The sequence below is a fragment of the Halomonas cupida genome (genome assembly GCF_900142755.1).
Lineage (GTDB): Bacteria > Pseudomonadota > Gammaproteobacteria > Pseudomonadales > Halomonadaceae > Halomonas > Halomonas cupida.
Map to the genome: position 1 here is coordinate 391,939 of NZ_FRCA01000001.1, position 26,459 is coordinate 418,397.

Annotated in this window: 23 protein-coding genes and 1 pseudogene; 20 read left to right on the forward strand and 4 right to left on the reverse strand. The window is 61.5% G+C overall.

Features of this window, described 5'->3' with window-relative positions; all coding sequences use genetic code 11:
• Positions 1-83: 83 nt before the first annotated feature.
• Positions 84-1,205, reverse strand: a pseudogene (locus BUE38_RS01670) (agmatine deiminase family protein); the annotation flags it as partial.
• A gap of 146 nt (positions 1,206-1,351) precedes the next feature.
• On the opposite strand from BUE38_RS01670, the gene BUE38_RS01675 reads away from it, so the two are divergent.
• Together BUE38_RS01675 and BUE38_RS01680 are read left to right on the forward strand one after the other, a co-directional pair.
• On the forward strand, positions 1,352-2,593 hold the full coding sequence (locus BUE38_RS01675; RefSeq protein ID WP_073433279.1) for a lipoprotein-releasing ABC transporter permease subunit: 1,242 nt from the start codon (positions 1,352-1,354) through the stop codon (positions 2,591-2,593).
• Positions 2,586-3,314 (forward strand): ABC transporter ATP-binding protein, encoded by a 729-nt coding sequence (locus BUE38_RS01680; RefSeq protein WP_073433280.1) that lies wholly within the window; start codon positions 2,586-2,588, stop codon positions 3,312-3,314. Before BUE38_RS01675 ends, BUE38_RS01680 begins: the two co-directional genes overlap by 8 nt.
• Positions 3,315-3,407: 93 nt before the next feature.
• On the opposite strand, the gene BUE38_RS01685 is transcribed toward BUE38_RS01680, so the two are convergent.
• Positions 3,408-3,944 (reverse strand): DUF2062 domain-containing protein, encoded by a 537-nt coding sequence (locus BUE38_RS01685; RefSeq protein WP_073433750.1) that lies wholly within the window; start codon positions 3,942-3,944, stop codon positions 3,408-3,410.
• A gap of 241 nt (positions 3,945-4,185) precedes the next feature.
• Here BUE38_RS01685 and BUE38_RS01690 point away from each other — a divergent pair, with 241 nt between their 5' ends.
• The 7 genes from BUE38_RS01690 to murB all read left to right on the forward strand — a co-directional run bounded on the left by BUE38_RS01690 (position 4,186) and on the right by murB (position 12,052).
• On the forward strand, positions 4,186-6,534 hold the full coding sequence (locus BUE38_RS01690; protein WP_073433281.1) for a DNA internalization-related competence protein ComEC/Rec2: 2,349 nt from the start codon (positions 4,186-4,188) through the stop codon (positions 6,532-6,534).
• A 142-nt stretch (positions 6,535-6,676) separates the two neighbouring features.
• Positions 6,677-8,413 (forward strand): lipid A export permease/ATP-binding protein MsbA, encoded by a 1,737-nt coding sequence (msbA, locus tag BUE38_RS01695; protein WP_073433282.1) that lies wholly within the window; start codon positions 6,677-6,679, stop codon positions 8,411-8,413.
• Positions 8,413-9,486 carry a tetraacyldisaccharide 4'-kinase gene (gene lpxK, locus BUE38_RS01700; protein WP_073433283.1) on the forward strand — a complete coding sequence of 358 codons (1,074 nt, stop codon included), beginning with the start codon at positions 8,413-8,415 and terminating at the stop codon, positions 9,484-9,486. The genes msbA and lpxK overlap by 1 nt, the downstream gene beginning before the upstream one ends.
• Positions 9,479-9,715 (forward strand): Trm112 family protein, encoded by a 237-nt coding sequence (locus BUE38_RS01705; protein ID WP_073433284.1) that lies wholly within the window; start codon positions 9,479-9,481, stop codon positions 9,713-9,715. The genes lpxK and BUE38_RS01705 overlap by 8 nt, the downstream gene beginning before the upstream one ends.
• Positions 9,715-10,482, forward strand: a complete 768-nt coding sequence (gene kdsB / locus BUE38_RS01710; RefSeq protein WP_073433285.1) for a 3-deoxy-manno-octulosonate cytidylyltransferase — start codon at positions 9,715-9,717, stop codon at positions 10,480-10,482. The genes BUE38_RS01705 and kdsB overlap by 1 nt, the downstream gene beginning before the upstream one ends.
• A gap of 29 nt (positions 10,483-10,511) precedes the next feature.
• Positions 10,512-11,018: a low molecular weight protein-tyrosine-phosphatase gene (locus BUE38_RS01715; RefSeq protein ID WP_073433286.1), complete on the forward strand. Its 507-nt coding sequence runs from the start codon at positions 10,512-10,514 to the stop codon at positions 11,016-11,018.
• The gene (murB, locus tag BUE38_RS01720; protein WP_073433287.1) at positions 11,015-12,052 is read left to right on the forward strand and encodes a UDP-N-acetylmuramate dehydrogenase; all 1,038 of its coding nucleotides are present in this window, start codon (positions 11,015-11,017) and stop codon (positions 12,050-12,052) included. The genes BUE38_RS01715 and murB overlap by 4 nt, the downstream gene beginning before the upstream one ends.
• Before the next feature lie 118 nt (positions 12,053-12,170).
• On the opposite strand, the gene rne is transcribed toward murB, so the two are convergent.
• Positions 12,171-15,140 carry a ribonuclease E gene (gene rne / locus BUE38_RS01725; RefSeq protein WP_084541656.1) on the reverse strand — a complete coding sequence of 990 codons (2,970 nt, stop codon included), beginning with the start codon at positions 15,138-15,140 and terminating at the stop codon, positions 12,171-12,173.
• Positions 15,141-15,953: 813 nt separating this feature from the next.
• Here rne and BUE38_RS01730 point away from each other — a divergent pair.
• The 4 genes from BUE38_RS01730 (at position 15,954) to sppA (ending at position 20,093) form a co-directional block, all read left to right on the forward strand.
• Positions 15,954-16,895 (forward strand): RluA family pseudouridine synthase, encoded by a 942-nt coding sequence (locus BUE38_RS01730; RefSeq protein WP_073433289.1) that lies wholly within the window; start codon positions 15,954-15,956, stop codon positions 16,893-16,895.
• A 210-nt stretch (positions 16,896-17,105) separates the two neighbouring features.
• Entirely contained in the window at positions 17,106-18,335 is a 1,230-nt protein-coding gene (locus tag BUE38_RS01735; RefSeq protein ID WP_073433290.1) for a bifunctional alpha/beta hydrolase/OsmC family protein, read from the forward strand.
• Between the two features lie 20 nt (positions 18,336-18,355).
• On the forward strand, positions 18,356-19,015 hold the full coding sequence (locus BUE38_RS01740) for an HAD-IA family hydrolase (protein WP_073433291.1): 660 nt from the start codon (positions 18,356-18,358) through the stop codon (positions 19,013-19,015).
• 31 nt (positions 19,016-19,046) lie between these two features.
• Positions 19,047-20,093 carry a signal peptide peptidase SppA gene (gene sppA, locus BUE38_RS01745; protein ID WP_073433292.1) on the forward strand — a complete coding sequence of 349 codons (1,047 nt, stop codon included), beginning with the start codon at positions 19,047-19,049 and terminating at the stop codon, positions 20,091-20,093.
• 43 nt (positions 20,094-20,136) lie between these two features.
• Here the strand turns inward: sppA and BUE38_RS01750 are convergent, their stop codons facing one another.
• A complete protein-coding gene (locus BUE38_RS01750) occupies positions 20,137-20,721 on the reverse strand; it encodes a Maf family protein (protein WP_073433293.1) in 585 nt (194 codons plus the stop codon).
• A 105-nt stretch (positions 20,722-20,826) separates the two neighbouring features.
• Here BUE38_RS01750 and BUE38_RS01755 point away from each other — a divergent pair, with 105 nt between their 5' ends.
• The 7 genes from BUE38_RS01755 to fabF all read left to right on the forward strand — a co-directional run bounded on the left by BUE38_RS01755 (position 20,827) and on the right by fabF (position 26,453).
• On the forward strand, positions 20,827-21,360 hold the full coding sequence (locus BUE38_RS01755; RefSeq protein ID WP_073433294.1) for a YceD family protein: 534 nt from the start codon (positions 20,827-20,829) through the stop codon (positions 21,358-21,360).
• Positions 21,361-21,384: 24 nt separating this feature from the next.
• Positions 21,385-21,555, forward strand: coding sequence for a 50S ribosomal protein L32 (gene rpmF, locus BUE38_RS01760; RefSeq protein WP_073433295.1), 171 nt, complete (start codon positions 21,385-21,387; stop codon positions 21,553-21,555).
• Positions 21,556-21,590: 35 nt separating this feature from the next.
• Entirely contained in the window at positions 21,591-22,658 is a 1,068-nt protein-coding gene (plsX, locus tag BUE38_RS01765) for a phosphate acyltransferase PlsX (RefSeq protein ID WP_073433296.1), read from the forward strand.
• 24 nt (positions 22,659-22,682) lie between these two features.
• Complete coding sequence (gene fabD, locus BUE38_RS01770; protein WP_073433751.1) at positions 22,683-23,630, forward strand: ACP S-malonyltransferase; 948 nt, start codon at positions 22,683-22,685, stop codon at positions 23,628-23,630.
• Between the two features lie 123 nt (positions 23,631-23,753).
• Positions 23,754-24,497 (forward strand): 3-oxoacyl-ACP reductase FabG, encoded by a 744-nt coding sequence (fabG, locus tag BUE38_RS01775; protein ID WP_073433297.1) that lies wholly within the window; start codon positions 23,754-23,756, stop codon positions 24,495-24,497.
• Positions 24,498-24,616: 119 nt separating this feature from the next.
• Positions 24,617-24,850, forward strand: coding sequence for an acyl carrier protein (gene acpP / locus BUE38_RS01780; RefSeq protein WP_008956801.1), 234 nt, complete (start codon positions 24,617-24,619; stop codon positions 24,848-24,850).
• Positions 24,851-25,214: 364 nt separating this feature from the next.
• Positions 25,215-26,453, forward strand: a complete 1,239-nt coding sequence (fabF, locus tag BUE38_RS01785; RefSeq protein ID WP_073433298.1) for a beta-ketoacyl-ACP synthase II — start codon at positions 25,215-25,217, stop codon at positions 26,451-26,453.
• The last annotated feature ends 6 nt before the right edge of the window (positions 26,454-26,459 follow it).

Genomic DNA, 26,459 nt, shown 5'->3' on the forward strand with positions numbered 1-26,459 from the left:
CTCCTTGGGGCGGTGTGGTTTGAGACAGAGCTGCTTGAGGTCTGGAGGTCGCAGGGCATCAGGCTGCCACGGGGCCACTGCATGGTCAGGCAGTGCAGGCTACCGTGTTGACGAATGGCGGCACTGGCATCGACGCCAATGATGTCATGCTGAGGAAAGGCTTCAGCCAGAGCATTCAATGCCTCGCGGTCGCGTCGGTCACCATGGGTGGGTACCAGAACGGCGCCATTGATGATCAGGAAGTTGGCATAGGTGGCCGGCAGGCGATGGCCGTCATCGGCATCCAGGCAAGCGCCGGGCCAGGGCAGCGCGATCAGACGATAGGCGGAACCATCGGCCCGTGTCAGGGACTCGAGCTCCAGCTCCATGGCGCGCAGCTCTGCATAGTGAGAGTCTTCGGGATCATCACAGCGGACGTAGGCGATGGTATCTGGACTGCAGAAGCGTGCCAGAGTATCGATATGGCTGTCGGTGTCATCGCCTTCAAGGTGGCCGTGCTGCAGCCATAGTACCCGTTCGATACCCAACCGCTGACACAGTTGCTCCTCGACCTGAGTGCGATTCAGGTGTGCATTGCGGTTGGGGTTGAGCAGGCAGGCTTCGGTGGTCAGCAGCGTGCCCAGACCATCGGTTTCCACAGCGCCGCCTTCGAGAATCAATTCATGTGGCTCCAGCGGGCAGGCCAGCAGACCAAGCTCATCGAGCTGTCGGGTGATGGTGTTGTCGCGCTCGGCGGGAAACTTGCCACCCCAGCCAGTGAATATGAAATCGTGCAGCTTGACCTGATCACCGTCACTGGTTGCCAGCGGTCCATGGTCGCGGGCCCAGGTGTCGTCGTTGTCGATGATGACGGTGTGCAAGCGGTCGCTGGCCATCCCGCGCCTGTGCAGACGCATGGTGATGCGCTCGCGGGTTGCCGCATCGGGAAATCCGATGATCACCGCCTGGTAGCGCCCGGTGATCAGGGCAATCTGCTCGAGCATCTGCTCGATGGCATCAAGCATGTAAGCCCAATCCCCATCGGGGCGGGGCCAGGTCAGTTGAACGGCATCCTGGGGGTACCATTCGGGGAGTAATCGGTGCATGGCGTTCTCGAAAGGCTGGGAATCTCGAAGGACTGGGGCTGTAATGGGCCTATTTTCGCATGGTGTGGCCCGGATGTGACCCTTTTGGATGCTCATGAAATGGCAGTTCATCCAGCTCATGGAGAAGCGTGAGGCTGTCGATGGGAGAAAGGCGTTGTCGGCTCATCAGCATGAAAGGTGCAACGATCTCGCAAATAGCGCCTTTCGGCGATGAAGTCGGCGCAAAAAAACTTTACCATGACGGCCCGCCGACAAGGAAAGAGTCCATGCTTGATCGACTGCCATTTCTGATCGGGCTGCGCTATGTGCGCGCCAAACGACGTAATCATTTCATCTCGTTCATTTCCCTGACCTCGATGCTGGGCCTGACGCTGGGCGTTGCGGTGCTGATTCTCGTGCTGTCGGTGATGAACGGTTTCGACCGCGAGCTGCGTGAGCGCGTGCTGGGCATGGTGCCCCATGTGCAGATCGAGCAGGCCGGTGGCATGAGCGACTGGCAGCCGCTGGCTGAGGAAGTCACTGAGCATCCGCATGTCATCGGGGCCGCGCCCTACATCCAGCAACAGGGCATGTTCTCGGTGGGAGGGCGCAACCACGGCGCCATGGTCAACGGTATCGAGCCCGAGTGGGAGAGCAAGGTCTCGATCGTCGACGAACATATGCAGACCGGCAAGCTCGATGACCTCAGCGCTGGGTCCTGGCATATCGTGCTGGGATCGATCCTCGCCCAGAACCTGGGGGTAGGGGTGGGCGATAGCGTCACCCTGCTGGTGCCGGAAGCCTCCATTACGCCGGCAGGCGTGTTTCCGCGTCTCAAGCGCTTTACCGTCAGCGGTATCTTCAGCGTGGGTGCCGACCTGGACGCCAACCTGGCCTACGCCAATATCAGCGACATGCAGACTCTGGCACGCATGGGCGACGATATCGGCGGGTTGCGTCTCGAACTTGACGACCTGTTCCTGTCGGGCAGTGTGACGCGTGAGGTCGTGGATTCCCTCGGCCAGGGCTATCGCGGCTACGACTGGACCTACACCCGTGGCAACCTCTTCCAGGCGATCCAGATGGAGAAGCGCATGATTGCGTTGCTGCTGACGGTGATCGTGGCGGTGGCGGCCTTCAATATCGTCTCGACTCTGGTCATGGTGGTGACCGACAAGCGCGCCGATATCGCCATTCTACGGACTATCGGTGCCACGCCGCGTTCGATCATGGGCATCTTCATCGTCCAGGGCCTGGCGATCGGGGTGATCGGAATTGTGATCGGGGTTGTGCTCGGCATACTGCTGGCATTGACGGTGTCCGACATCATCCTCTTCGTCGAGAATGTGTTCGGCATCCACTTCCTCGATGCTGGTGTCTATTTCGTCAGTGAACTGCCGTCCCAACTGATCTGGAGCGACGTGAGCCAGATTGTGACAGCTGCATTTGTGCTGACCTTCCTGTCCACCCTTTATCCGGCCTGGCGTGCGGCCCGGGTTCAGCCTGCCGAGGTGTTGCGTTATGAGTGATTTCGACAAGCAGGAACCTGTTGATGTCAGGAGACCCGGGGCCGGCGAAGTCATGCTGGAGTGTCGTGATCTGTCACGTGTCTACAGTGAAGGCCCCCAGGATCTGGTGGTGCTCGACAAGCTCGAAATGAGCGTGAAGGCTGGCGAGCGAGTCGCGGTGGTCGGCAGCTCCGGCTCCGGAAAGACCACCTTGCTGAACCTGCTCGGCGGCCTTGACCTGCCCAGCGGCGGCGAAGTAAGGGTGGCGGACACGGCACTGCACGAGTTGGGAGATGCCGAAATCGGGAAATTCCGTAATCGGCATATTGGTTTCGTCTACCAGTTCCACCATCTGCTGGCTGAATTCTCGGCGGTCGAGAATGTCGCGCTGCCACTGATCGTGCGTGGTCAGAGCAAGAAGGACGCGGAGCAGCAGGCGATGAAATTGCTGGCGCGTGTCGGCATGGAGCCGCGTGCCGAGCACAAGCCGGGTGAGCTGTCCGGCGGTGAGCGTCAGCGTGTTGCCATCGCACGCGCGCTGGTCACCGATCCCAGTCTGATGTTGATGGATGAACCAACCGGTAATCTCGACCAGAACACGGCCGCCAGTATTCTCGAACTGATGGATGAACTGGCCGCGAGTGCGCGTTGCGCCTTTGTCATCGTGACTCATGATCCGGGGCTTGCCGCTCATCAGGATCGTGTACTGCGTCTCGATGGAGGTCGCCTGCACGCCGAGTAACGATTGGAACGCCCAGCGCAGAACGACAATGGCCACCTTCGGGTGGCCATTGTCGTTCCGGGAACTGGGTTGCGGGACGGAAAGGGGGTCCGTTCAACGTTCGCATTGCTGGCGCGCACGACGTCGACGTGCGCGGGCGCGCCAACTGCGTGAGACCTGCCAGCGCCACAGGAGGCGAATCAGCAGATAGCCCAGAGCCGCCAGGGCAATGGCCGAGACCAACGACCCCAGCACCAGGCTCGGCAGAATCTCCATGATCTCATGGCGCACCCATTCGATATTGATCTTGTCCGGTGTATGTAGAGCGTGTTTCTGCAACAGCCAGGCACCAATGCGGTAGTTGGCGTAGTAGATGATCGGCATGGTCAATGGATTGGTGATCCACACCAGGGCGACGGACAGTGGCAGGTTGCAGCGGGCCAGGCGAGCTGCCAGGGCAGCAATGACCATCTGAAAGGGGATCGGCAGCAGTGCGCTGAACAGGCCAATGGCGAAGGCATTGGAGACGCTTCGGCGCGACAGTGCCCACAGCGCTGGATCGGCGATCAGATGCGCCATGAAGCGCAACGATCGGTGCTGCTTCAGGGTATCTGGCCTGGGAAGATGACGCTGCAGAAATCGACGCGGCATGGTCTGGTGGCTCGCGGCTGCGGGTGCGAGGCTATTATCCATACATGCCTGTCTGGTTACCATGACATTGGCCAACGATCCTGGACGAGATGGCGCACTTGAGCGCTTGACGTCGTGGCTGGCCAGTCGAGGACTGGATGTTGAGCGCTTCGCAATTCACGGCACCAGGGAGGGGCCGAGTATGAGGTGTTTGAAGATACCTGAGTTTGAAGTGTTTGAAAGAGATGCCTGAAAGAGGCGTATGAGATTGCCGGCCACCTTCGCTCTGGCGCTGGGAGCGCTTGGCGGAGCAGTCGCATTTCATGGTGCCGAGATTGGCCTGCCGTTGATGGGGCTGGTGCTGATGGCGTCGATGGCCGCGCGTCGAGTGACGTTGGTGGCCAGTGGGCTGATGGCGTTGTGGGTATTATGCAGTTTGCTGCAGAGCGCCGGAGGCCAGTTACCCGAAGGGCTGGTGGGAGAGCCGCTGCTGATCGAGGCGCGGGTCGAGGCCTTGCATCGATTTCCGAACATGCAGCGTATGACGCTTGCCATTGATGACTGCCGACCGATAGCGGAGGGGCTGCCTGACTGTCGGAAACTCAAGCGTGTGCGCGTCACCTGGTATGGGGCGCGCAGCCAGGACGCAGCAGGTAGTACGGCTACCGACGATGTGGTTGTGGAGCAGGGGGAGCGCTGGCAGTGGGTGGTACGCCTCAGGCCGGGATCGGGCATGGCCAACGCCACGGGCTTCGACTATGAGCGCTGGCTGTGGCGCCGTGGTATCCAGGCCACGGGCTCGGTGGCTTCCAGTGAACAGGCGGTGCGTCTCGAGTCGGCGCCGGTTGATGCTCGCGATGGATTGCTGAACTACCTCCTTCACCTGCCGCTGGAAGATCATCATCGGCGCTGGCTGGCAGCACTTACCCTGGGCGTCGGGCAGCAGCTCAGTGATGATGAGTGGAGCATGCTGCGTGATACCGGTACCACTCATCTGGCGGTAGTTTCGGGCCTGCATGTGGGAATGGTGGCACTACTGGTGCTGGTGATGGCGCGCCTGGTGGCACGCCTTCTCTATCCCCGTCGTTGGCGATTGCTGACCTGGCCCTGGTGGGGGGCTGCACTGATGATCAGTGGGTATGCCTGGTTGGTTGGGGCCGAACCGCCGGTGCTGCGTGCATTGATCATGTCGTTGGTCGGGTTGTGGGTCGCCAGTGGTTGGCATTCACCATCTCCCTGGCAGGGGCTGGCGTTGGCCTTCACTGGCGTGGTTGTGCTGGACCCGTTGGCGTTGTGGCATTCCGGGCTATGGCTTTCCTTCGGCGCTGTCGCCTTGCTGATTCTGATCTGGCAGGGACGGGATCCCGGTAGCGGAGCCGCCGGTACCCTCCATGCCATCTGGCGAACCCAATGGTTACTGGCTCCTCTGGTGGCGGGACTGGTGCTGCTGGCCTTTGGGCTGGTGACTGCGTTGTCGCCATTGCTCAACCTGTTCGCAGTTCCCTGGCTGACGCTGGTTGTCGTGCCGCTGGGTATGCTGGGGTGGCTGACCAGCGTGATTTGGCCCTCGGCAGGGGTACTTGTCTGGCAACTGGCAGGTCAGGCCATTGATGTGCTGGTGTGGGCGTTGTCAGTCGCCGCCGAATTCCAGGGCGTGGTCTGGTACCCCGAGGAGTCACCTGGTCTGCGGCTGGCAATGGTTATGTTGTCCATAGCGGTTGTCATGGCCTTGCCGGGATTGGCCTGGCGGCTACGACTGGTGCTGGGGATGGGTCTACTGGTGGCTGCCTTGGTGGTGCGTAGCGACACGCCTGCGCCGGGTGAGGCCCGGGTGGTGGTCTGGGATGTCGGGCAGGGATTGATGGTGGAAGTGCAGACGGCCCATCATCGTCTACTGTTTGATAGTGGTCCACGCTTCTCCTCCGGATTTGCGCCGCTGCAGAGCTTCTGGCGCTCCTCTCAGCAGTTCGATGCGGTGGTGATCAGTCACGCTGATCTCGATCATGCCGGTGGTGTGTCGTCTCTGCTGAATGATCATCGCGTGGAGCAGTGGTATTACCCAGAAGCCGAGTCGCTGGTGCTGCCGCAGGGCGCCGGGTTCAGCCATTGTCGGCACGGGCTTGGCTGGCGCTGGGACGGCGTCGAGTTTCGCTTTCTGTGGCCACCGGCTGGTGACCTTCAGACGCAGCTTTCAGCCAATGATCGCTCCTGTGTGCTGGAGCTGGAGGTTGCCGGGCGTCGTATCCTGGTTCCCGGTGATGCCGGCAAGCGTACCGAGCGTTTCTGGATGGGGGCGTTCGAGGGGGCTCTGGATGTGCTGGTAGCGGGTCACCATGGTAGCGCCACCAGCACCGGGGCAGCGCTGGTGGCGGCGCGGCCTCCCGCCATGGCAATCTTTTCGGCGGGGCGCTACAACGCTGCCGGGCACCCGGCTGATGAGGTGGTAAGGCGTCTGCGTCGTGCCGGGAGTTGCCTGCTGAGTACGGCGTTGGACGGGCAGATCCGGCTGTACGTTGATGATGCCGGGAGAATCTCCTGGCGAGCCCGGCGCCGACCACTGGTGGTGGGCGCTGTTGAAGGGCCTTGCCATGGGGTAGAATCGGGCCACTGACGTCGGAGGCCGAGAGGCGCATCTGCATGGAAACCCTGTTCTTGTGGAAACTCAAGCCGTCGCTGTTTCCCCGGCATCAAGGCCGCAGGGATGGTGATATGGCATCGGTGGGTAACCGACTTCCCTCGCAAGTGGAGCCAACGTGACTGAATATTCCGGCTGGGCGCTCTACAAGCGTCTTCTAGGCTACGTAAAACCCTTCTGGAAATCCTTTCTCGTCGCGGTCGTTGGATATGGCATATACGCTGCCTCCAGTACCGCGCTCGCAGAGATGATGAAGCGACTGATTGACGGTATCCAGAACCCGGATGCCGACTTCCGGCTCTTTCTGCCACTGTTTGTCGTCGGCATGTTTGCTGCACGTGGCCTGGGCACCTTCCTCGGCAGTTACTTCATGAGCAATGTGGCGCGTAACCTGGTTCACGCGCTGCGCTGTGATGTCTTCAATCACATGCTGCATCTGCCTGGGCGTTATTTCGATAACCATTCGTCGGGCCATCTGGTTTCCCGTGTGACCTACCATGTCGAGCAGGTCACCGGAGCGGGTACCAAGGCGATTACCGTGGTGCTCCAGGAGGGCCTGTTCGTATTGGGGCTGCTCGGCTATCTGCTGTGGACCAATTGGATGCTGACCCTGCTGTTCATGGCCGTGACGCCCTTGATCGGTGGAGTAGTCACGTACGCCAGCAAGCGTTTCCGTCGTATCTCGCGGCGTATCCAGCGTTCCATGGGCGATGTAACCCATGTTGCTTCCGAAGCCCTGATTGGCTACCGAGTCGTGCGCACCCATGGTGCTGAGCACTACGAGAAGGAGCGTTTTCGTCATGCCAGCGACGTCAACCGTCGCCAGAGTATGAAGGAAGCCCTGACCAAGGCCACCAGCACGCCGGTGATCCAGCTTCTGGTGGCCATCTCGCTGGCCATTCTGGTTTGGCTGGCGATGGCTCCGGCGCTGATGGACAACATGACGCCGGGCGAATTCGTCGCCTTCATCACTGCGGCTTCACTGCTGGCCAAACCGATTCGCTCATTGAGTGAGATCAACAGCACCATCCAGAAGGGGATCGCGGCCTCTTCCGAGTTGTTCGGTCTGCTGGATGAACCGCTCGAGGATGATCGCGGCACTATCGTACCGGAGCGCCTGGTGGGCCGGGTGCAATTCGAGAATGTGAAGTTCTCCTATGGTCCGGACAAACCGGAAGTACTCAAGGGGATCGACCTGGATATCCCTGCCGGAGAGATGGTGGCAATCGTGGGTCGTTCCGGCAGTGGCAAGTCGACTCTGGTCAGTCTGTTGCCGCGCTTCTATCACCCAACGTCAGGGCGCATCCTGGTCGACGATGTTCCGGTGGACGATTATGTGCTGACACCACTGCGTCAGCAGATTGCGCTGGTTTCCCAGCAGGTCACCCTGTTCAACGCCACCATCGCCGAGAACATTGCATATGGGGAGCCGGAGGCGGACCTCGAGGCCATCAAGGCCGCCGCCCGTGCCGCTTACGCCGACGAATTCATCGAGAACATGCCGGGTGGATATGAGGCTCTGGTCGGCGACAACGGTGTGATGCTGTCCGGTGGTCAACGCCAGCGTATGGCCATCGCCCGAGCGATCTTCAAGGATGCCCCCATCCTGATACTGGATGAGGCCACTTCGGCGCTGGATACTGAGTCCGAGCGCTATATTCAGGCGGCACTGGAGGAGGTGTCCAAGGGGCGCACGACCCTGATCATTGCTCACCGTCTATCGACCATCGAGCGCGCTGATCGGATTCTGGTCATGGACCAGGGGCAGATCATCGAGCAGGGCACTCACCGGGAACTGTTGGAGCGTGGCGGTGCCTACGCGGCGCTCCACCAGTTGCAGTTCCAGGAGGCGTGATGGGGCTTGCCGATCATTGGTTGAAGGCCGCCTATGAAGGAGCATCGTGGCTCAAGCTGATGCGGCCGCTGGAGTCGCTCTATGTACGCGAGGTAGAGCGCCGTGCGGCCGCCTGGCGTAATGGGCGGCGTCACCCATGGCGTGCTCCAGTGCCGGTGATCGTGGTGGGGAATATCACCCTGGGCGGGACCGGCAAGTCGCCGCTGGTGGCATGGTTGGGTCGCCATCTGGTGGCACGAGGATTTCGCCCCGGCCTGTTGTCACGGGGTTACGGTGGCAAGGCCGAGTACCCGCTCCGAGTGACGGCTGACACCAGGGTCGTGGAATGCGGTGATGAGCCCCGCATGCTCCACGACCAGACCGGCTTGCCGGTGGTGGTGGATCCGGAGCGCGCGCGAGGAGCCCGGTGTCTGATCGAGGAAGGCTGCAACCTGATCATCACCGACGACGGGTTACAGCATCACCGCCTGGCGCGGGACCTGGAGATCGTGGTGGTGGATGGTGCCCGAGGCTTCGGCAATGGCCGTTGCCTGCCTGCCGGGCCGTTGCGTGAGCCGCTGGGGCGGCTCGAAACCGTAGACGCGGTTATCATCAACGGTCAGCCGCACCACGACGTCTCACCGAGCATCCTTCGCTCATCAAATACCTTTCATATGGCGCTCGAGCCTTCGGCCTGGCGTCGGGTGTCAGGGGATGATGGCCCTCATCCGCTATTACCCTTGCCGTTTTCAGCGCCGCCGTTTTCACCGCAGGTCAGGGCGGTGGCAGGCATCGGTAATCCGCAGCGATTCTTTGCCACCCTCGATGCCCTGGGTATCGAACATCAGGCCTGTCCCTTCGGCGATCATCACCGCTTTGTCGCGGAGGATCTGGCGGTCGAGGACGGCAGGGTCGTGGTCATGACCGCCAAGGATGCGGTCAAGTGTCGAGATATCGCGCCGCCCGACTGCTGGGCGTTGGACGTTGAAGCCGCGCCCTGCAAGGCGTTTGTTGCCTGGCTGGCCCGCCAGGTGGCAGGCTGGACCGCCGAGGCGGTGCCCCATACTGATCCCGTGGAGAAGAGCAATGGATAAGGAACTGTTGGCAATGCTGGTCTGCCCGGAATGCCAGGGCAAACTCAAGTATGATCGCGAGGCGGCAGAACTGCGTTGTCAGTTCGATGGCCTGGCCTATCCCATTCGTGACGACATTCCGGTGATGCTGGCCGAGGAAGCTCGCCGCATGGATATCGACGAGACGCTCAAGCGCTCTCCCGGCTCTGTTTCGCCGGGCGCACCGGGCGAGCAGGCAGGTAACGCCTGATGCAGGATTTCATTGTCGTGATCCCGGCGCGTTACGCGTCAACGCGCCTGCCTGGCAAGCCGCTGGCGGATATCGCTGGTAAGCCGATGGTGGCGCGGGTCTGGGAGCAGGCTCGACGGTCCAGTGCGGCTCGGGTTGTGGTAGCTACCGATGACCCGCGCATTGAAGCGGTGCTGCAACCGCTGGGCGCCGAAATCGTGATGACTCGTGATGACCACTCCACTGGCACCGATCGTCTTGCCGAAGTCGTTGAGCAGTTGGCATTGGGCGATGATGCCATCGTGGTGAATGTGCAGGGTGATGAGCCTCTACTGCCCGCGGAACTGATCGACCAGGTCGCCGCGCGTCTGATTCAGGATGAGGGGGCCTCGGTGGCCACGCTTGCCGAGCCGATCAATGACGTGGAAACCCTGTTCAATGCCAATGTCGTCAAGGTGACGCGCGCCATGTCCGGCCGTGCCTTGACCTTCTCGCGGGCGCCAATGCCCTGGGACCGTGAGGGCTTTCGCGAACCGCCACAGATGTTGAGTACCGATGCCTGGCTGCGTCACATCGGCCTGTATGCCTACCGTGCTGGTTTCCTGCGTGACTTCAGTCAGTGGATGCCGGCACCGATCGAGCAACTGGAACAACTCGAGCAGTTGCGTGCGCTCTACCATGGCCATGCGATTCAGGTCGCGCTGGCCGAGGTGACACCGCCGGGCGGTGTCGATACGCAGGAGGATCTGGAGCGGGTTCGGGCCTGGTTTGCCGAACGTGATGCCTGATGGGAAAGGAAAAAGGAGGGGAGTCGAGGATGCGAGTGCTGTTTGTCTGCCTCGGCAATATCTGCCGCTCACCGACAGCGGAAGGAATCGTTCGTGCTCGGCTGCGTGCTGCTGGGCTTGAGAGTGTCGTTGAGCTGGATTCCTGTGGCACCGGCCCCTGGCATGTAGGAGAGGCACCGGATGCTCGGGCACAGCAGGCTGCGGCCCAGCGCGGTATTGACCTGTCAGCTCTGCGCGGCAGGCAGTTGCAGGACGCTGACTTCATGCGCTTCGACTACCTGTTGGCGATGGATCACAGCAACCTGAGTGTGCTGGAATCACGACGCCCTGCGGCCAGCGAGGCCCATGTCGGACTATTGATGGACTTTGCCGGAGAGCCGGGAGAACAGGTGCCGGATCCGTACTATGAGGGTGGTTTCGACCGCGTCTACGACATGATCGAGCGCGCGGCCGACGGGTTGGTGGTTGAACTTCAGGATCAGTTGCAGGATCGGTTGCAGCACCAATCTCCACAGCGGCCGGAGACGCATCGGTGAAGTTTGATATTCAGGCAGATGTGGATCTTGGCGCCGCCAATACTCTGGGATTGCCATGTCGGGCCGAGCGCCTGGTGGATGCTCACCATCAGGACCAGGTGCGTGCCCTGGCCGATTCCGGCCTGTGGCAGGGCGGACTGACGCTGGTTTCCGGTGGCAGCAACCTGATTCTACCTCCGTGTCTCGGTGGCATTACGCTGCGGCCGCGTCTCACCCATTGGTGGCTGGAAAGGCACGGCGAGGATGCGTTGGTGCATGTCGGCGCCGGTGTCAATTGGCACCAGTTGGTGATGGCGCTGGCAGAGCGGGGCTGGTGGGGCATCGAAAACCTGGCGCTGATTCCTGGTCAGTGTGGAGCGGCCCCGGTACAGAACATCGGTGCCTACGGCGTTGAACTGGCCGATGTGCTGGAGTCACTGACCCTCGTACAACTCGACGGCGGCGAGATCCGCTACCTGACGGCGGACGACTGTCGGTTCGGCTATCGCGAGAGCATCTTCAAGGGTGAGCTGGATGGACGTGTGGTGATCACTGAGTTGGTATTGCGAGTGACACGTCGGCCAGGTCCCCGGCTGGGGTATGGGGATCTGGCGCAGCGTGTGTCGGCCTGTCCTTCACCGCTGGAGGTCGCCAGAGCGGTGGTGGCCATACGTCAGGAAAAGCTTCCCGACCCGGCGTACCTGGGCAATGCCGGTAGTTTCTTCAAGAACCCGGTGGTGGATGCCGAGGTTGCCGAGAAGCTTCAGATTCAGCATCCGGGTATGCCGCATTTCCCCCTCGCTGATGGTCGCACCAAGCTGGCTGCAGGCTGGCTGATTGATCAATGTGGGCTAAAGGGCTGGCGCCGAAAGCACTTTGCCGTTCATGAGCGTCAGGCGTTGGTGCTGGTGCATCTGGGGGGCGGCAGCGCCGAGGAGTTGCTCGACTTTGCCGCTGAGGTGGCGAGGCGAGTGGAGCATCGCTTTGGGGTCCGTCTGGAACGAGAGCCGCGCGTTGCTGGGGAATTCCAGGCATCGGCCGCACCGCTGCAGTAGGTAAGCGACCAGGTTCGATAACCTTGTCGGGCACTCCTGGTTGGTAGTTGCCCTGGAAATGAAAACGCCCGCAGCCATGGCTGCGGGCGTTTCTGTTCAGGACAGGAGAGAGGGCAGTTTACTGGCCTTCGCCAGTGCAGCCTCCCTGCTGTGCCTGGCGGCGCTGCTCACGTGGGTCGTTGTGAGCGCGGCGGCGACGGCGTGGCGAGGCTGCTGCCTCGGCCTGTTCCGCCGTGGCCTCGACGGGCTGCTTGTCTGCCTTGGCCGGTTCCGCGCTGGCGTCAGCTGGCTTGCTGGCTTGCGGCTCGGCCTTGGGCTGTTCTGCCTTGACGTCGGTGGGCTTGTCAGCCTGTGGCTCGGGCTCGGCCTTGGGCTGTTCTGCCTTGACGTCGGTGGGCTTGTCAGCCTGTGGCTCGGGCTCGGCCTTGGGCTGTTCTGCCTTGGCATCCATCGGCTTGCTGGATTGCTCAGCCTTGACGTCGGCGGGCTTGTCAGCCTGCGGCTCGGCCTTGGGTTGTTCTGCCTTGGCGTCCGTCGGCTTGCTGGACGGCTCAGCCTTGACGTCGGTGGGCTTGTCAGCCTGCGGCTCGGCCTTGGGCTGTTCTGCCTTGGCGTCCGTTGGCTTGCTGGACGGCTCAGCCTTGACGTCGGCGGGCTTGTCAGTCTTCGGCTGTTCGGCCTTGCTGTCGACTGCTGTGGCGTCATCACCGTTACGCTCGCCTTCGGCCTGTAGACGCTGCTGTTCGGCAACGGCTTCGGGGTTGAGCGCATGGGTGCGGGTCCGGTTGCGCGGATTATTGCGTGTGCGCTTCGGCTTGCCACTGTCGGTGGTCTCGCTGGCCGCCTTGTCAGTACGACGGTTGTCGCTGCGGGTTTCGCTGGGCTTACGGTTGTCCTGACTGCGGCTGTCCTGGGAACGACTTTCTTGAGAGCGGTTGTCCTGGCTGCGCTTGTCATCCTGCTGGCTGCGGCGCGAGCGGCTGCTGCGATTGTCGCTGGTATCCTGAGCAGACTTGTTGCTGGAGTCCTGGCTCGTCTTGCTGCGACGATCGTCCTGGCTGGATTTGCTGCGGCTGTCCTGCTGGCGCTCGTCCTGGTTGGACTTGCTGCGGCTGTCCTGCTGCCGAGAGCGGTCACTGCGCTGACTATCGCTGCGCTGGTTGTCGCTGCCACTGCGCTGATTGCTGCGGCGATTGCGCTGACGACTGTCGCTGGACTGCCCAGTGCTGCGCTCGCTGGTACGCTGCTCGGTGCTGCGATCCTTGCTGGTACGCTGCGTCTGGGTGCTGGTCTCGCTGGCAGCATTTTGCTCTTCACCGCCGAGGAAGCGTGCGAAACCCTTGACCAGGCGGCCGAACAGGCCGGCATTCTGCATAGCTGGCGGTGTCTGTGGCGCGGAAGTGGTGCGGGAAGCAGGGGTGGCGCGCGGTGTCGGCGCTGCAGCGGGAGCCGCAGGCTCCTTCTGCAGTGAAGCCGGAGCCGGAGCGTTGTGGACGACGCTCTTCACAGCGGCTTCTGCACGTTGCACGGGCTTGCCGAAGGTCGATTCAGGCTCCTTGCCGACTTCGGTGTCCATGGACAGCTCGAAGCTCGAGGTGTGCGTTGTGCCTTCCTCATCGACGTGGTCATCGCGCAGACGCTGCACGTCGTAGTGGGGCGTATCCATGTCCGGGTTGGGCAGGATCACCACACGCACGTCCTGACGACGCTCGATGTCAGCGAGAATGGTGCGCTTCTCGTTGAGCAGGTAGGTGGCAACCGGCACAGGAAGAATGGCGCGGATCTGCGCGCTGCGCTCCTTCATCGCCTCTTCTTCGATCAGGCGCAGCACCGACAGTGACAGCGAGCGCACATCACGAATGGTGCCCTGTCCGTCGCAACGAGGGCAGACTCCTCCGCTGGTCTCTCCCAGCGAGGGGCGCAGACGCTGACGGGACATCTCCATCAGCCCGAAGCGAGAGATGCGTCCAATCTGGACCCGTGCACGGTCGAGCTTGAGGGCGTCACGTGCGCGATTCTCGACTTCGCGCTGGTTACGCGCCGGTCCCATGTCGATGAAGTCGATGACCACGAGGCCACCGATATCACGCAGACGCAGCTGGCGAGCGATCTCGTCGGCCGCTTCCAGGTTGGTCTGTAATGCTGTCTCTTCGATGTCACTGCCGCGTGTGGCGCGAGCCGAGTTGATATCGATGGAGACCAGTGCCTCGGTGTGATCGATGACGATGGAGCCGCCTGAAGGCAGTTTGACTTCGCGCTCGTAGGCCGTCTCGATCTGGGACTCGATCTGGTAGCGCGAGAACAGCGGCACCTCGTCAGAGTAGAGCTTGATCTTCTGCTGGTAGGACGGCATGACCTGGCGAATGAACGCCAGCGCTTCCTGGTGTACCTGCGGGCTGTCGATCAGCACCTCGCCGATATCCTGGCGAAGGTAGTCGCGCATGGCGCGAATGATGACATTGGACTCGCGGTAGACCAGGAAGGGGGCAGGGCGCTTGGCCGCCTCTTCGGTGATCGACTCCCAGACCTGCACCAGGTAGTCGAGGTCCCACTGGAGCTCTTCCGGTGAACGACCGATGCCGGCGGTGCGCACGATCAAGCCCATCTTCTCGGGGACGGTCAGCTGGCTCATGGCTTCCTTGAGCTGGCTGCGCTCCTCGCCTTCGATGCGGCGGGAGATGCCGCCAGCACGAGCGTTGTTGGGCATCAGCACCAGAAAACGGCCCGCCAGGCTGATAAAGGTTGTCAGTGCGGCACCCTTGTTGCCACGCTCTTCCTTGTCTACCTGGACAATGACTTCCTGACCTTCCTTCAGAACTTCCTTGATGCTGGGGCGGCCGGAGGGTTCCTTGAGGAAATATTCACGGGCCACTTCCTTGAGTGGCAGGAAACCATGGCGCTCGGCGCCGAAATCGACAAAGGCGGCTTCAAGGGAGGGTTCTACTCGAGTGATCTTGCCGCGGTAGATATTGGCTTTCTTCTGTTCCCGGGCACCGGATTCGATGTCCAGGTCGTACAGGCGTTGTCCATCGACCAGGGCGACGCGCAGCTCTTCCGGCTGGGTCGCGTTGATGAGCATCCGTTTCATGTTGTCTCGCAATATGGACGCGCCGGAGAGCGCCCACAGGCATCGACGAAGGCGAACCGCTGGGTGCTGCGTGCTTGTGCTCAGCGCATGTCGCGGAAGCTGCGCCCGGCCGAGCCGTGAGATGGTACAGGCCGCGGCTCGGCATGATCATGTTGAGTACGGGGCGGAGGGAGGACATGTCTCGGTGGGTCTTCGCCCATCCGGTCCTACCGTCACCGCCAACACCTGGCATTCATCGATTCACCGACGCCGACTCTTCCGGCACGGTGTTGTACGTATCCCGTCGCTGGGCTCGCCAGATACAGCAGAGCTGGGGCGGCGGGGATGTTGTAATGGAATCATCGCGCAGAACTACGTTCGCTGTCGGGCACCTGGCGGGGCCTCGCTGTGGTTCACCTGCAGGAGAACACTCAGATCAGGAACCCGGAGATGCCAACCTCTGATGGCGGACGAGGTCGGGGCGCTGCTTCCGTTTCGGCATTGACGCTGGAAGTCGCTTCTCGAAACATTTCTGAGACGACCAGGGCAAATGCCATATCAATCAAGGTCTTCGCTCAGGCCTGCGTGTCTGTCGTGCAGGCGCCTGCGAGGGTCGGACGGACCCTGGGAGCGAGTAGGCAATATAACAGTAATACTAGAGTGCGGCAATTGAGTCGCTGTAGTGCCTGTAACGGGATACAGGGCTTGTATGACTCGGTTTGTGTGACCTGCCTGTATGGCTAGGTTTTGTAGGGTACAGGCCGAAGCTCGACGCCATCTGGTGCAGGCCATAGAATGGCGCCTTCCCCGCGGGATTGTCAGTGGAGTGTTGTCGTGGCCGAAGGTCAGGAAGTGCAGTGGATAGAAGTAACGGAAGGCCAGGTCGGGCAGCGCGTCGACAATTTTCTGATGTCGCGGCTGAAGGGCGTACCACGCTCGATGGTCTACCGTATCGTTCGCAAGGGCGAAGTGCGCGTCAACAAGAAGCGCGTCAAGGCCGACCATCGCCTCGAGGTAGGGGATGTGGTGCGTATTCCACCAATCAGAGTCGCCCCCCGGGAAGCTGTGCGCGAGGTCAGCGATAACCTGAGAGACCTGCTGGTCGGCAGTGTGTTGCTCGAGGGACCGGACTGGATGGTGATGAACAAGCCGTCGGGGCTGGCTGTTCACGGTGGCAGTGGCGTCAAGATCGGCTTGATCGAGGCATTGCGTCAGGTGCGTGACGACCTGGATTTTCTGGAACTGGTCCACCGTCTGGATCGCGACACCTCCGGCTGTCTATTGCTGGCCAAGTCTCGTCCCGCACTTTTGGCGCTGAACACCTCGCTCAAGCAGCATCAGATGAACAAGCAGTATCTGGCTCTGGTCGGTGGCCGCTGGCCGGCCCGCCGCGACTTCGTCAGTGCGCGCCTGGATCGCTATGACGCCGGTAATGGTGAGCGGCGGGTGCGCGTCGACGCAGCCGGTAAGGTGTCCAGGACGCGGTTTGCGGTGCGCGAGACCTTCGCTGGCGCCACCCTGGTCGAGGCCGAGCCGATCACCGGGCGGACCCACCAGATCAGGGTTCATGCCGCCCATGCAGGCCATGCGTTGTTGGGCGACGACAAGTATGGCACTCGTGAGGGCGCGCAGCTCAGTCGGCGATTGGGCCTCGGCCGTCTCTTCCTGCATGCTGCATCTCTCACCTTTCCCGAGCCTACCAGTGGCAGGCCTGTGCAGATTCGTGCGCCGTTGGGCCCAGAGTTGGAAGCGGTGCTCGCCAGGGCGCGAGACTGAAAGCTCGACAATGGTTGACCCAGCGTCGACTGGCTTGAGCACTTGGTGCTTGCGTCCTGCTGGTCTCGCACTCAAGGATGTATCCTTCACCCTTGGTCGGTAGGCATGGAAGTTCGGTCTCGGTAACTCGCTGCTGGTAGCGCGGCCCTCGAAACCATGTCGACGGCATCCGAAACAACGACACGCAGGGAAGCGGAGGAGTTCGATTACATGATCAGCATTCGCGAAGAGTTTGCCGGGCACGATGGCCAGACGTTGGCTGCGCGATTCGACAGGCCCGAGGCGGGCGAGCCCCAGGCGGTGGCGATCTTTGCCCACTGTTTTACCTGTTCCAAGGACTTGCTGGCCGTGAGGCGCATAGCCCAGCGCCTGGTGGCCAGGGGCGTTGCGGTATTGCGCTTCGATTTCACTGGTCTGGGGCATTCCCAGGGCGAATTTTCCAATACCGACTTCTCGTCGAATGTCGATGATCTGGTGGCGGCGGCAGACTTTCTTGAGCAGCGTGGTCAGAAAGCCACGTTGTTGATCGGCCATTCGCTGGGCGGGGCGGCTGTCATCGCCGCGGCCGAGAGGCTGCCCGACGTCAAGGCGATCACCACCATCGGTGCACCCTTCGAGCCTGCCCATGTAGTGCATAACCTGGGCTCCAGTCTCGAGGCCATCGAGCGTGACGGTGAGGCCCGGGTGGCACTGTCGGGGCGGGAATTCCTGATTCGGCGCTCGTTCATTGAGGATCTGAATCAGCAGAAGCAGACGCAACGTATCGCTGCTCTGAAACGTCCCTTGCTGGTGATGCACGCGCCGGGGGATCTCGTGGTAGATGTGGATAACGCTGCGCAGATCTTCATGGCGGCGAAGCATCCGCGTAGCTTTGTGTCCCTCGATGATGCCGACCACCTGCTGACTCGAGCGCAGGATGCCGAGTACGCGGCGGAAGTCATCGCGGGATGGGCCTCCCGTTATCTGGATCTCGCGCCCCCGGAAGTTCACGCTTCTGCGCCTGAGGGAATCACCCGGACTGCCGAGGCCGACCCCGAGGGCTTTCGCCAGGATGTCGTAGCAGGAGTGCACCATCTGCTGGCGGATGAGCCGCTGGCCTACGGTGGTACCAATCTCGGCTTTACCCCCTACCAGTTGCTGTCGGCGGCACTGGGGGCCTGCACATCCATGACCGTGCGCAGTTATGCGCGGCGCAAGCAGATCGCACTGGAGGATGTTGTGGTGGATGTCTCTCATGACAAGATCCACGCCAGCGACTGCAGTGACTGTGAAGGCAAGAGCGGGAAGATCGATCACTTTCAGCGGGTGCTGCATCTCACCGGAGATCTGAGCGAGGACCAGCGAGCATCGCTGCTGGCGATTGCTGATCGTTGCCCGGTACACAAGACGTTGGAAGCCAATGCCAGGGTGATGACACGCCTGGCCGAAGAGGGAGAGTAGTTGCACGAGGAGCCGCTCAATTGCGCTATGAACTGGTGATTTTTGACTGGGATGGCACCCTGATGGATTCGATTGCCCGTATCGTGTCCAGTATGCAGGCTGCCGCCCTGGACGTGGGATGGGGGGCGCTGGAAGCGGCTGCGGTGCGCAATATCGTCGGCCTGGGGCTGCCGGAGGCCATCGCAGAACTGTGCCCGAGAATTACCGCCGGGCAGGCTGAAGCGCTCAAGGAACGTTATGCCTGGTACTTTGTGACGGGCAGCGAAGCCGACATGAGTTGGTACCCTGGAGTGGAACAGGGGTTGGCGCAACTGGCGGCCACTCCTGGCATGCGCCTGGCCGTGGCCACCGGCAAGAGCCGCAAGGGGCTGAATCGTGCCTTTAGTGAGCACTCCATCGAGCCGCTGTTCGCTGCCAGTCGCACCGCCGACGAAACCCGCTCCAAGCCCAATCCGCAGATGCTGGAAGAACTGCTGGTGGAGCTTGAGGTGCCGGTGGAGCGGGCGGTGATGGTCGGAGACACCGAGTATGACATGGCCATGGCGGCGGCACTGGGGATGGATGGCATTGCGGTGAGCTATGGTGTCCATTCCCGAGAGCGATTGCAGGCCTGTCGGCCGGTGGTCATGGCGGATGATTTTCAGGCAGTGATGGATGCGCTGCTGAGTCGCGGTAGTTGATGGAGGCCAAGGGGCCCATGGAGATGACGCAATGAGTGACAGGTCAACGGAAGATCCCTGGACCCAGGGGCATGCACCCGAAGCGCTTGAGAGCGCCGTGTCGACCGAGGATATCGATGCGCTGCGTGAACAGCAGCGACTCAAGCAGATCGAGGTGATGGACCGCTGGATCGAGGGAGTGTTGGTGGAGCAGCGGCGCACACGCCGCTGGAAGCTGTTCTTCCGCCTGGCATGGTTGATGTTGTTTGTTGCCCTGGTGGGGTCGTTGGTCTATGCCGCAACCCGAGCACCGGTGGGCGGGGTGGTGGAGGGACAGCACCTGGGTGTGGTCGAGATCAGGGGCGTGATCGATAGTGAATCACCGGCCAATGCTGATCGCATTATCGAGGGGCTCAATGCGGCCTGGGAGGCGTCGGACAGTGTTGCGTTGGTGCTGCATATCAATAGCCCGGGCGGCAGTCCGGTGCAATCCCAGCGTGTCTATGATGCCATACGGCGGCTGCGTGACAGCGGTGACAAGCCGATTATCGCCGTGGTGGAGGATATTGCAGCCAGCGGTGCCTATTACATGGCATCGGCGGCGGATGAGATTGTCGCATCTCCGGCCAGCCTGGTGGGGTCGATCGGGGTGATCTACTCCGGTTTCGGCCTCGGCGAGGCGATCGATAGTCTGGGCATTGAGCGACGGGTGTTCACGGCGGGGGACAACAAGGCCTTCCTTGATCCTTTCAGCGATATTCGTCCCGAGCAGCAGGCATTCTGGCAGGAAGTTCTCAATACCACCTATCGCCAGTTCGTTGAGGACGTCAAGGCCGGGCGGGGAGATCGTCTGAGTGATGACCCTGATGTGTTCAGCGGGCTTATCTGGACCGGCGAACAGGCGAAGCAGCTAGGCCTGGTGGACGACATCGCCAGCATCGAGGATGTGGCGCGAGAGCGTCTGGATGAACCGAAGCTGCATGACTATACGCCGCCAGAGGCAACGTTGGATCGCATCAGTCGTGAGCTGGGCATGATGGCGACTCAACTGCTGGGGCTGTCGGAATCAGGGGCTCCGGTGCGCTATCAATTGCGCTGAAGCGGCGCGGGCGGCAATCGAGTCGCCCATGCTGGGATGGGTGTCACGTCGTTAGAGGATCAGCGCCGGCCTCGCGCAGCCACTGGCAAAGGCGAATCAGCGGCAGGCCGATCAACGTATTGGGGTCGTCACCTTCGAGACGCTCGAAGAGGGTGATCCCCAATCCTTCCATGCGAAAGCTTCCTGCGCTGTCCAGCGGCTGCTCGCGGGCCACGTATGTCTCGATCTCCGCCTCGCTGAGCTGGCGGAAGATGACATCGTAATGTTCATGGGCCACCCGGTGGCTGCCCAGCCGAGTGTCGATCAGGGCCAGGCCGGTCAGGAAGCGTACGCGCTGGCCGGAGAAGCTGCTCAACTGTTCATGAGCCCGTTGCTCGCTATGGGGTTTGCCGAGGATCTGGTCGGCGAAGACGGCGACCTGGTCCGAACCGATGATCAGGTGCTGCGGAAAGTCGTCAGCGAGGCGCTGGGCCTTGGCCAGTGCGAGGCGATGGACCAGTGCGCTCGGGGTCTCGTTGGCCAGAGGTCGTTCATCGATATCAGGGCTGGCACAGGTGAATGGCAGGCCAAGACGCGACAACAGGTCGCGGCGCCAGGGTGAGCTGGATGCCAGAACAATGCGGGACATCTGTGGCTCCTGAACAAGGGGAGGGGCGGCAAATGAAGGAAGATTATAACCCATTGAGAACATGGCTTTGACAGGGGGGCAGCGAGTGCCTATCATTGCGCGCCTATGTTGACCTCACGATTGCCCGGCAGGGTCGAGCCGTACAAGCTCGCTGCCCATGCCGAACACCTTGAAGGCCTGGTGGCGCTGGCCGATATGGATCGTCTGACCGAAGAGGTCGGCATCCAGCAGGGCGACGCCAGTGTCTGGCTGGAGTTCGCCATTGACGCTCAGGGGCGTCGGGTGATCCGGGGGCGCCTGGAGGCCGATCTGCAGCTGCCGTGTCGGCGCTGCCTCGAGCCCATGGCCCAACATGTCGCGAGCGACTTCCTGCTCGGGCTCGTCTCCAGTGACGACCTGGCAGCCGAATTGCCCAGCACTCATGAACCAGTGCTGGTCGAAAACGAACAGCTGAACCTGCTTGGGGCTGTCGAGGATGAACTGATCCTCAGCCTGCCCCAGGTGGTCTACCACGACGAGTCAGCATGTCCTGTCTCGCGCGAGCAGCTGAGCAGCGGGGCGGATGCCGAAGCCTCGGAAGCGCCTTCTGGCAGCCCCTTTGATGTGCTCAAGCGCCTCAAGGGCAACACCGAATCCTGATCGATACTTGTGGAGTGAATTCCCATGGCAGTTCAACAGAACCGTAAAACCCGTTCCAAGCGCGGCATGCGTCGTAGCCACGATGCGCTGAGTGCCCCGACCCTGTCTCAGGACAAGGAAACCGGTACCACTCACCTGCGTCATCACGTCGCTCCGGACGGCTTCTATCGTGGTCGCAAGGTCGTCGACGCCTGAGGCGACGACGTACCTGATACCGTCTGGCCGCTGAGATGCGGATTGCCGTTGATGCCATGGGTGGGGACAAGGGGCCCCATGCAACTGTGGTAGGTGCGGCCAGCGCGGTCATCGAAGACCCGAATCTCGAGATCCAGCTGTTTGGTCCCCTTCAGCAGCTGAAGGACGAGATTTCACGCCTGCCGCGGCCTCTGGTCGCGGCGGCGTCGCGTATGCGCCTGGTGGATGCGCCTGATGTCATCGTGCAATCCATGCGCCCCTCGGAAGCTCTGCGTCATGCGCAGAATTCGAGTATGGCGCGCATGCTTGAGTGCGTGGCCTGCGGTGATGCCGCTGTTGGTGTCAGCTCCGGCAATACCGGAGCCCTGATGGCGCTGTCGCGCCGCGCATTGGGTATGGTCGCGGGAATTCCGCGGCCGGCCATCAGTACTGCCATTCCCACTCGAAATGATGGGCGCTGTTATCTACTGGATCTCGGGGCCAATGTCGACGTTTCTGCCGCGCGGCTGGTTGACTTTGCCTTGATGGGTGATGCCATGGCGCGCCATGTCGACGGTATCGCTGCACCACGTATTGCGTTGCTCAATGTCGGTGCCGAGTCGACCAAGGGAGCGGCCAGCGTGCAGCAGGCTGACCTGGAACTTCGGCGCCTTGGCGGTATCAATTACTGCGGCTTCATCGAGGGCGATGGTATCTTCGCCGGTGAAGCGGATGTGGTGGTGTGCGACGGTTTTGTCGGCAACGCCGTGCTCAAGGCCAGCGAAGGCCTGGCGCGGATGCTGGTGCAGCGTGTGCAGGCAACTTTCGAGGCCCACTGGAGCAGTCGTCTGGTGGGGCTGTTGGCGCGTCCTGCACTCAAACGCCTCAAGAATGAGCTGGATCCGGTGCGTTACAACGGCGCCAGCCTGTTGGGGTTGGCGGGAATCATTATCAAGAGTCACGGCAGCTGCGATGCAGCAGGCTTCCATTACGCGCTCAGACGAGCCGTGCAGGAAGTCAGTCGTGACTTGCCGAGCCGGCTGGAGGCCGAGCTCGTTCATCGTCGATCAGTGTCGTCTCCGGCTGGAGGACATTCGTTGCCAGGGCTGGCAGCTGATCGGTGACCAACAAGAGCATAGGTGATCGACATGACCCAACCGCTTGCCCTTATCTTTCCTGGGCAGGGCTCGCAGCAGGTAGGGATGCTGCGTGAACTGGCGGAACGCTACAGTGTGGTGAGAACCACCTTCGAGGAAGCCGCAGAAGCACTCGGCTATGATCTGTGGAAGGTCGTGCAGGAAGGGCCGGACACCGCGCTCAACGCTACCGCTTGCACACAGCCGGCGTTGTTGGCCTCGAGTGTGGCCATCTGGCGTGTCTGGCAGGAACTCGAAGGGCCGCGCCCTGGCGCCATGGCCGGGCATAGTCTCGGTGAGTACAGCGCCATGGTCTGCGCCGGTGTGATGACATTTGCCGAAGGCGTGCGTCTGGTGCGCCTGCGTGGTGAGGCCATGCAGGAAGCAGTGCCGGCCGGAGAGGGCGCCATGGCGGCAATTCTCGGTCTCGAGGATGCTGCTGTTGAGGCTGCCTGTGTCGAGGCTGCGCAGGGGGACGTGGTCTCCGCTGTCAACTACAATGCCCCGGGGCAGGTGGTGATTGCCGGTTCCCGTCAGGCGGTGGATCGTGCGATAGCGGCCTGTCAGGCGGCAGGTGCCAAGCGCGCCATGCCGCTGCCGGTGTCGGTGCCATCGCATTGTGCACTGATGCGTCCGGCGGCCGAACGTCTGGCGGAGGCGTTGAATGACATCGAGCTGCGTGCGCCGCGCTATACGGTGGTTCAGAATGTGGATGCCTGTGCTCACGCTGACGTCGAGACATTGCGTACGCGTCTGATTGAGCAGCTCTATCAGCCTGTGCGCTGGGTCTCTTGTGTCGAGGCCATGGCGTCTGGTGGTGCCGAGGTCTTCATCGAGTGTGGCCCCGGCAAGGTGCTGACCGGCCTCAACAAGCGTATTGCTCGTGGCAGTCGCGGGCTGGCGGTCAACGACCCCGATAGCCTGTCTGCAGCGCTGGAGCTGGCACGAGAAGTGCTTTGACACGAAAAGCACTTTGATACGAGAAGTGCCTTGAAGAGACGAGGTCCCGTGACGTTGTGCCCGACCGAGCTTCGGGTCGGGCCGTTTCAACGGACCTGTTCGATGAATTAACGGGAAGTGATCATGACAACCGAGCGTAGAGTCGCCCTCATTACTGGAGCCAGTCGCGGCATCGGTCGCGCCATCGCGCACGAGCTGGGACGGCAGGGCTGTGTCGTTATCGGCACGGCGACATCGGATAGTGGCGCCGAGCGTATCGATGCGGATCTCAAGGCCAATGGCATCGAAGGTGCCGGTCGCTGCCTTGATGTCACCGACCAGCAGAGCATCGATGGCTTGATCAAGGCGATCGGTGAGGAATTTGGTGCACCGACCATTCTTGTCAACAACGCCGGCATTACCCGCGATAACCTGCTGATGCGGATGAAGGAAGACGAGTGGGACAGCGTGGTGGACACCAACCTCAAGTCTGTCTACCGCGTCAGCAAAGCCTGCCTGCGTGGCATGACCCGGGCACGCTGGGGGCGTATCGTATCGATCAGTTCGGTAGTGGCGACCATGGGCAACCTCGGTCAGACCAACTATGCTGCTGCCAAGGCCGGTATGGAAGGTTTCACCCGTGCGCTGGCGCGTGAGGTTGCATCTCGCGATATTACCGTCAATGCTGTGGCTCCGGGGTTCATCGCGACCGATATGACCGATGCACTGTCCGAGGAGCAGCATACCCAGCTCAAGGGGCAGGTGCCGCTGGCACGCCTCGGCAAGCCGGAAGAAATCGCCGCCGCTGTCGGATTTCTTGTCAGTGACGGAGCGGGATACATCACTGGCGAGACGCTGCATGTCAATGGTGGCATGAATATGCGTTGAACGCGCACCCTGCGTGTGTTGCGTCGACCCCGAGGGGTCTATAAACTACCCCGCAGTTTATTGCGGATTAAACAGCTGGTCATCAGAACGGCTAACGTGAACGACTGGAGTACGATTAAATGAGCACCATCGAAGAGCGCGTGAAGAAAGTTGTAGCTGAGCGCCTGAACGTCAAGGAAGAGGATATTCAGAACTCATCTTCCTTCACCGAGGACCTGGGCGCTGATTCCCTGGATACCGTCGAGCTGGTGATGGCGCTGGAAGAGGAATTCGATACCGAAATTCCTGACGAAGAAGCAGAGAAGATCACCACTGTTCAGGAAGCTATCGACTACGTCAACGCTCACCAGTAAGTTCACATCAGCGTTTGCTGATCGAGCTTTCGGTGGCGGTCGATGCCGCTTGCTGAAATGAGAGAGCCAGACTCCCTGAAACCAGGGAGTTCAACTCTCCGGAAAGCCGCCCTCCAGACGAGGGCGGCTTTTGCATATCTGGAAGGCCCTCGCGCGATATCTAAAAGGCTCACCCTGTAGCCGTCTGATGTCGATATGGAGGCCTGCCGCGGCCATTCGGAGCCGCACAGCATCGGCTTGACACCGGAGCTGGATTTCGCGCTGGGCCGGGGGAGCGCAGTGGTGTCCTCTCAGGTATAATGCGCGCAACATGACGACCCTCTGGAAGCGGGTCGTGATCAATTGGATGTCTGGAGGAAAGCTGATGTCTCGCAGAAGGGTAGTGGTGACTGGCCTGGGACTGGTCACGCCGGTTGGCAATACCGTCAAGGAAAGCTGGGAGAGCATTCTGGCCGGCAAGAGCGGTGTGGCGCCCATCGAGCACTTTGATGTCAGCGGCTTCAATACGCGTTTTGGCGGCTCGGTCAAGGATTTCGACATCAGCCCGTACCTGAACCCCAAGGATGCGCGCAAGATGGACCTGTTCATCCAGTACGGCGTTGCCGCCGGGGCTCAGGCCATCAGTGATGCCGGTATCGAGTGCAACGACGAGAATGCTGATCGTATCGGTGTTGCCATCGGGTCGGGCATCGGTGGGCTGCCGATGATCGAGCACAACCATCACGCGCTGCTCAAGAGCGGTACGCGCCGTATCTCGCCGTTCTTTGTGCCGGGATCCATCATCAACATGATCTCGGGCAATCTGGCGATCCAGCATGGCTTCCGAGGCCCCAACATCGCGATCACCACGGCCTGTACCACCGGTACCCATAATATCGGCTACAGCGCTCGTACCATCGCCTATGGCGATGCCGATGTGATGGTCTGTGGTGGCGCCGAGATGGCCACCACACCGTTGGGCCTGGGTGGCTTCTCCGCAGCTCGCGCGCTGTCCACCCGCAACGACGATCCGCAAGCGGCAAGTCGTCCCTGGGATCGTGATCGTGATGGCTTCGTGCTCTCCGACGGTGCTGGTGTACTGGTGCTCGAGGAATACGAGCACGCCAAGGCTCGTGGTGCGAACATCTACGCTGAACTGATCGGCTTCGGCATGAGCGATGACGCCTATCACATGACCTTGCCGCCGGAAGACGGTAGAGGCGCGGCGGCTTCCATGGCCAATGCAATCAAGGATGCTGCCATCGATCCGTCCGCGATCGACTACATCAATGCGCACGGAACCTCGACTGCTGCGGGTGATCTGGCGGAGAGTCGCGCCGTCGAGAAGGTCATGGGCAGCGCTGCCGAAAAGGTGGCCGTCAGCTCGACCAAGTCGATGATCGGTCACCTGCTGGGCGCCGCCGGTGCGGTGGAAGCGGTATTCAGCATTCTCGCCATTCGCGACAATGTATTGCCGCCGACCATCAACCTCGACAACCCGCAGGAAGGCTGTGTGCTCGACTATGTGCCGCACACCGCTCGTGAGTCGAAGGTGGATGTCTCGCTGTCGAACTCCTTCGGCTTCGGTGGCACCAACGGAACTCTGGTGTTCAAGCGCGTCTGATGGGTC